The sequence below is a fragment of the Bacillus sp. J33 genome (assembly GCF_000518885.1).
Taxonomy (GTDB): domain Bacteria; phylum Bacillota; class Bacilli; order Bacillales; family Cytobacillaceae; genus Cytobacillus.
Map to the genome: position 1 here is coordinate 40,709 of NZ_JAEL01000037.1, position 7,062 is coordinate 47,770.

Genomic DNA, 7,062 nt, shown 5'->3' on the forward strand with positions numbered 1-7,062 from the left:
GAGGTGAACAGCGTGACGGGGAAAACAGAACTTCAAAATCAAGAGATGATCGTAGTGCTGGATTTTGGAAGCCAGTACAATCAGTTAATTACGCGAAGAATCCGCGAATTGGGCGTATACAGTGAGCTTCATCCGCATACGATTACAGCTGCGGAGATTAAAGAGATGAATCCAAAGGGCATCATCTTCTCTGGCGGCCCTAACAGTGTCTACGGGGAAAATGCTTTCCGCTGCGATGAAGAAATTTTTGAACTGGGCTTGCCGATTTTCGGCATTTGCTATGGAATGCAGCTGATGACAATGCATTTCGACGGAAAAGTGGAACCTGCCAAGCATCGTGAATACGGAAAAGCAGTCCTCAAGGTTGAAAATGAATCAAAATTATTTGCAGACCTTCCAAAAGAACAGACTGTTTGGATGAGCCATGGAGATCTTGTAGTGGAAGCGCCAGCTGGCTTTACTGTAGATGGTACTAATCCTTCTTGCCCGATTGCTGCCATGAGCAATGAAGAGCGCGGTTTATATGCTGTTCAGTTCCACCCGGAAGTCCGCCATTCTGTCTACGGAAATGATATGCTGAAAAACTTTGTATTTGGCGTTTGCGGCTGTACTGGCGATTGGTCCATGGAAAACTTCATTGAAATTGAAATGGAGAAAATTCGCCAGGAAGTGGGCGACAAAAAAGTACTTTGCGCATTAAGCGGCGGTGTTGATTCTTCTGTCGTAGCTGTTCTTATCCATAAAGCAATTGGGGATCAGCTGACTTGTATCTTTGTGGACCATGGCTTACTAAGGAAAGATGAAGCAGAAGGCGTCATGAAGACATTTGCTGATGGCTTCAATATGAATGTTATTAAAGTGGATGCACAAGAGCGTTTCCTGAATAAACTTAAAGGTGTCAGCGACCCGGAACAAAAACGCAAAATTATCGGCAACGAATTCATCTATGTTTTTGATGATGAAGCTGCAAAGCTTGAAGGCATCGAATTCCTTGCTCAGGGAACGCTTTATACAGATATTATTGAAAGCGGTACGGCTACTGCGCAAACGATTAAATCTCATCACAACGTAGGCGGGCTGCCTGAAGATATGCAGTTCAAGCTAATCGAGCCGCTGAACACATTATTTAAGGATGAAGTTCGCGCACTTGGAACGGAACTTGGCATTCCGGATGAGATTGTATGGAGACAGCCATTCCCAGGGCCTGGCTTAGGCATCCGTGTACTTGGAGAAATTTCTGAGGAAAAACTGGAAATCGTGCGCGAGTCCGATGCAATTTTGCGCGAAGAAATTAAAAAAGCTGGGTTGGACCGGGATATTTGGCAGTATTTTACTGTTCTTCCTGACATCCGCAGTGTTGGTGTGATGGGTGACGCACGCACATATGATTATACAATCGGGATTCGTGCAGTTACATCCATTGATGGAATGACTTCAGACTGGGCCCGTATTCCTTGGGATGTGCTTGAAGTAATCTCTACCCGAATAGTTAACGAAGTGTCTCACATTAACAGAGTGGTGTATGATATTACAAGCAAGCCGCCAGCCACAATTGAGTGGGAATAAAATACGAACATTGGGAAAAAGCGGACATTTAATGTTCGCTTTTTCTGTTGACTGGGACTTTTTGAGGTGTTAATATAAAGAAGAATTAAATATGTCGTATTACGTCGTATAATCTTGGGAATATGGCCCGAAAGTTTCTACCGAGCTACCGTAAATAGCTTGACTACGAGGTAAGTGCAGCTTTTAGGGAATGGTTTTAGCCATTATAGCTTCCTTATTAATCCCTAATCGTGCACGAGCCCTGTTGTCAAAGCTCCGGTACTCTGCCGGAGTTTTTTTATTGGAAAAATATAGACAACCTTATAGGGGGAAAAGGAATGAAGAAATACTTCCAGTTTGAAGAGCTTGGAACAAACTATCGCCGTGAATTTATCGGCGGTCTTACAACGTTTTTAGCCATGGCATATATTTTAGTAGTTAATCCGATAACCCTATCGTTAATGGATATACCGGATCTGCCTGATGCGATGAGAATGGATTATGGTGCTGTATTTGTAGCTACTGCTGTAGCTGCAGCGATAGGTTCATTGCTCATGGGGCTTTTAGCCAAATACCCAATCGCACTTGCTCCGGGCATGGGCTTAAATGCATTCTTTGCTTATACAGTCGTTTTAACCATGGGAATTCCGTGGCAGCATGCTTTAGGCGGAGTCTTAATTTCAGGGATCATTTTTATCTTATTAACTCTGACTGGTCTACGCGAAAAAATTATCAATTCGATACCTGCAGAATTAAAATATGCTGTCAGTGCCGGGATCGGTCTATTTATTACATTCGTTGGTGCCCAGAGTGCCGGGCTTATTGTGAATAATGATGCCGTCTTAGTTGGCTTAGGCGATTTTACTGACGGGAATGTTCTGCTGGCCATCTTTGGTATTGCCGTAACAGTTATATTAATGACAAAAGGAGTTAATGGCGGAATTTTCATCGGTATGGTGATTACAACCATCGCAGGGATGATCGCAGGATTGATTGATGTCCCAGGAAAGGTTGTGGATTCCATTCCAAGTGTGGCTCCAACCTTTGGGGCGGCATTTGAGGCTTATGGAGATCCTTCATTCTTTTCAACAAGCATGCTGGTAGTTGTGTTAACATTTTTATTCGTTGATTTCTTTGATACAGCCGGAACATTAGTAGGCGTAGCGAATCAGGCTGGCTTAATGAAAGACAATAAATTGCCGCGGGCAGGAAAAGCATTGTTCGCCGATTCTGCTGCAACTGTAGTAGGTGCGGTGTTTGGAACATCAACCACAACTTCATTTATTGAGTCATCATCTGGTGTTGCTGCGGGTGCAAGAACTGGCTTTGCTTCAATTGTAACAGCAGGGCTGTTCCTATTATCACTATTCTTTTTCCCGCTATTGGAAGTCATTACTTCAGCTGTGACAGCCCCGGCATTAATTATTGTAGGTGTATTGATGGTAGCTTCATTAGGGAAGATTGACTGGAATAAGTTCGAAATTGCTGTTCCGGCTTTCCTTACGATCATTGTTATGCCGCTGTCCTACAGCATTGCTACAGGAATTGCAGTCGGATTCATTTTCTATCCAATTACAATGATTGTAAAAGGACGCACCAAAGAGATCCATCCGGTTATGTACGTGCTGTTTGTGATCTTTATCCTGTACTTTATTTTCTTAAAATAAAAACTTGCCTGGGGATCCGCTTAAGCAGCGGGTCTCTTTTTATTCTGCAAATATTTCATCTAATCCGTTGACTTCCCGGGCAGGCTTTAATACCATGAGAGTACATTTGTTTAATGAGCGGGGAGAAAAGTATGGGAGAATATAAGGTAAAAAAGGTACTTAATAATAATGTCCTAATCGGCAGTCATGAGTCATTTGGAGAAGTGGTTCTTATTGGGAAGGGTATAGGTTTTAACCGGAAGCCTGGTCAGCAGATTGACTCTGCACTGGTTGAAAAGCTTTTTGTGTTAAAAAATGAAAAAGAACAGGAAAATTATATTAAGCTAATGCCTTTTGTCGATAATGAATTGTTAGAAGCAATCATCTCCTCTATTGAATTGATTAAACAAAGGTCAAACTCAATGCTTAATGAACATATTCACGTTGCTTTGACGGATCACTTGATGTTTGCTATCACCCGCTTAAAAAAGGGAATGGAAATGAAAAACCCGTTCCTTATTGAAACCAAGGCCTTATATCCCTTTGAGTATGAAATAGCCCAGGAGGTTGTAAGCGTTATCGGAGAACGAACGGGCATTTATTTGCCTGAGGGAGAAGTTGGTTTTATAGCCCTGCATGTTCATAGTGCCGTGATGAACCGCAACTTATCTGAGGTTAATCAGCATTCTCAGCTTGTAACTCATCTCGTTAACATGATTGAAGATCAGCTTGATATAGAAATTGATAAAGATAGCATAGATTATATGAGGCTCGTCCGTCATATCCGTTTTACGATTGAGCGCGTTAACAAAGGTGAGGTAGTGGAGGAACCGGAAAAAATAACTTCCCTCTTGAAAGAAGAATATCCGGTATGCTACAATCTCTCATGGAAGCTCATTAAGGTAATGCAGCAAACATTAAAAAAACCAGTCTATAATGCAGAAGCGGTATATTTGACCATGCATTTGCAGAGGCTTCAAAAGAAAATAAATTAGTCTTTATTTATCTTTACGTGTTACTGATTCGATCAGGCATGAGTGAAGAAAGGTAATGGAATTTAGGCAATTAGGGAAAGATACCCTTATATATGCCTAAGTTCTATCCTTTTTTCCTCATGCCTTTTTTATTTGCATTTAATGCTTGCGAATGAAATGAAAACGCTTAATGAGTAAAAAATACTAGGGGGTTAACTTATGTTTAAAAAAGTATTCGGCGTCCTGCAAAAAGTCGGAAAAGCTTTAATGCTTCCAGTGGCGCTTTTACCTGCAGCGGGTATCTTGCTTGCTTTAGGTGCTGCGCTGCAAAATCCGGCATTGCTTGAATTGGCGCCTTTCCTCGATAATGGAGGGGTAGAAATCGTCGCCCAGGTAATGCAAAAAGCAGGGGACATAGTATTTGCCAACCTGCCTGTCCTATTCGCAGTTGGTGTAGCTGTAGGTTTGGCTGGCGGTGAAGGTGTAGCTGCACTTGCTGCCATCATCGGTTATTTAATCATGAATGTCACAATGGGTACGGCTGCAGGGATTACTGCAGAAGATGTAAATGGGCTTAACTATGCGAATATCTTGGGAATCCCTACTCTGCAAACAGGGGTATTCGGCGGTATTATCGTAGGTATTATCGCGGCAGGTTTATATAACAGATTTTATGAAATCGAACTGCCATCTTATTTAGGGTTCTTTGCAGGAAAACGGTTCGTTCCAATTATTACAGCTGCAACATCAGTAGTCCTTGGATTGCTTATGCTTGTAATCTGGCCGCCAATCCAGGAAGGGCTTAATGCATTCTCTCAAAACATGGTACATGCTAACTTAACTTTATCAGCATTTATCTTTGGTTTAATTGAACGTTCACTGATTCCATTTGGATTACATCACATTTTCTATTCACCATTCTGGTATGAGTTTGGCCAATATGTAACAAGTGCAGGAGAGACTGTGCGCGGTGACCAGCGTATCTTCATGGCGCAGATTAGCGACAATGTTCAAGATCTGACAGCTGGTACCTTCATGACCGGTAAATTCCCGTTCATGATGTTTGGTCTTCCAGCGGCAGCATTAGCGATTTATCATGAAGCACGACCTGAAAAGAAAGTAGTAGTCGGCGGCCTTATGGCATCTGCTGCATTAACTTCATTCTTAACAGGTATTACAGAACCGCTTGAGTTCTCATTCTTATTTGTTGCGCCTGTACTATTTGCAGTTCACGCAGTTTTTGCTGGTCTTTCTTTCATGACCATGCACCTTTTAGATGTTAAAATTGGTATGACATTCTCTGGAGGATTAATTGACTATGTTTTATTCGGTTTAATCAATCCTCAGACAAATGCATGGATTGTTATTCCGGTTGGTCTTGTATTTGCGGTTATTTATTACTTCGGCTTCAGATTTGCGATACGGAAATTCAATCTGATGACTCCTGGCCGTGAAGAGGTTGAAGACGAAGAGGAAACTGCTTCTGGAAAAGGAGGAGACCTTCCATACGAAGTTCTTGAAGCGATGGGCGGACAAGAAAACATTTCTCATCTTGACGCTTGTATTACTCGTCTTCGTGTATCAGTAAATGACATCAGCAGTGTAGACAAAGACCGTCTAAAGAAATTGGGGGCTTCTGGTGTACTTGAAGTCGGAAATAACATCCAGGCGATTTTTGGGCCAAGATCTGAAACAATTAAAGGTCAAATGAAAGATATTATGAGCGGAAAAAGGCCGCGTGTTGTTGAAAAGGCTCCTGAAGGCGGAGTTGAACAGCAAATTGAAGAAGTAAATCCTGAAGCGCTTCAAACTGAACATAAGGAAGATTTATTCGTTGCACCGATCAAAGGTGAAATCAAACCAATCACAGAAGTTCCTGACGCGGTATTCTCAGGAAAAATGATGGGTGATGGATTTGCGATTGTACCAGAGGAGGGGACGGTTGTTTCTCCAGTTGATGGAAAAATCGTTAACATGTTCCCGACAAAGCATGCAATTGGCATACTTTCGGATTCTGGCCGTGAGATACTAATTCATGTAGGTATTGATACAGTTAACCTAAAAGGCCAAGGGTTTGAAACGCTGGTAGCTGAAAACGACCGTGTTGAAGCGGGGCAGCCATTATTAAAAGTGGATCTCGATTATATCGAGAAAAATGCTACTTCAAAAATTACTCCAATTGTATTCACGAACCTTGAGCAAGGAGAAACTGTAAAAATTAATAAGCCAGGTGCTGTAGACTTGAAAGATAAAGACATTATTATGATCTCTAAACAGTAGGATATATAATAGGAAGAAACCAGCCGTGATTTGTGCTGGTTTCTTTTTTGTTCTGAAATAATCTTATATAGTTAAAATAACCATTAAATTCTTATGTATATTTTGTTGACTATTTGGGCATATGGATGTTATTATATTAAAACAGTCGCTTGAGACGTTAACGATTTTGAAAAAAGTTTTAAAAATTTGTTGACAGAGTGATGTGTGAATGATATATTAATATAGTTGCTTTTGAGCGACGGATTGATCTTTGAAAACTGAACGAACAAAAACGTCAACGTTAATTCTTTAGTCTTTTTTGAAAAGACAACAGCGGATCGTCGATTAAGTACGCCACGTCCTGTGGCAACATCGACGCCAACACATCCGTGTGTAAGTGAGCTTAATCAACTCTTATATGGAGAGTTTGATCCTGGCTCAGGACGAACGCTGGCGGCGTGCCTAATACATGCAAGTCGAGCGGACGGATGGGAGCTTGCTCCCAGACCGTCAGCGGCGGACGGGTGAGTAACACGTGGGCAACCTGCCTGTAAGACTGGGATAACTCCGGGAAACCGGGGCTAATACCGGATAATTCTTTTTCTCACATGAGGGAAAGCTGAAAGATGGTTTCGGCT

4 protein-coding genes, 1 rRNA gene and 1 riboswitch are annotated in these 7,062 nt (G+C 41.8%); all 5 genes read left to right on the forward strand.

Annotation, left to right across the window (positions count from 1 at the left end):
* Positions 1–45 precede the first annotated feature (45 nt).
* Positions 46–1,566, forward strand: coding sequence for a glutamine-hydrolyzing GMP synthase (gene guaA / locus L634_RS0113030; RefSeq protein ID WP_198029766.1), 1,521 nt, complete (start codon positions 46–48; stop codon positions 1,564–1,566).
* A gap of 84 nt (positions 1,567–1,650) precedes the next feature.
* Positions 1,651–1,752, forward strand: a riboswitch (purine riboswitch).
* A 131-nt stretch (positions 1,753–1,883) separates the two neighbouring features.
* Entirely contained in the window at positions 1,884–3,212 is a 1,329-nt protein-coding gene (locus L634_RS0113035) for an NCS2 family permease (RefSeq protein ID WP_026582832.1), read from the forward strand.
* Between the two features lie 131 nt (positions 3,213–3,343).
* A complete protein-coding gene (glcT, locus tag L634_RS0113040; RefSeq protein ID WP_026582833.1) occupies positions 3,344–4,186 on the forward strand; it encodes a glucose PTS transporter transcription antiterminator GlcT in 843 nt (280 codons plus the stop codon).
* Between the two features lie 198 nt (positions 4,187–4,384).
* Complete coding sequence (gene ptsG / locus L634_RS0113045; RefSeq protein ID WP_026582834.1) at positions 4,385–6,445, forward strand: glucose-specific PTS transporter subunit IIBC; 2,061 nt, start codon at positions 4,385–4,387, stop codon at positions 6,443–6,445.
* 394 nt (positions 6,446–6,839) lie between these two features.
* Positions 6,840–7,062: ribosomal RNA gene (locus tag L634_RS0113050) — 16S ribosomal RNA — on the forward strand; the annotation flags it as partial.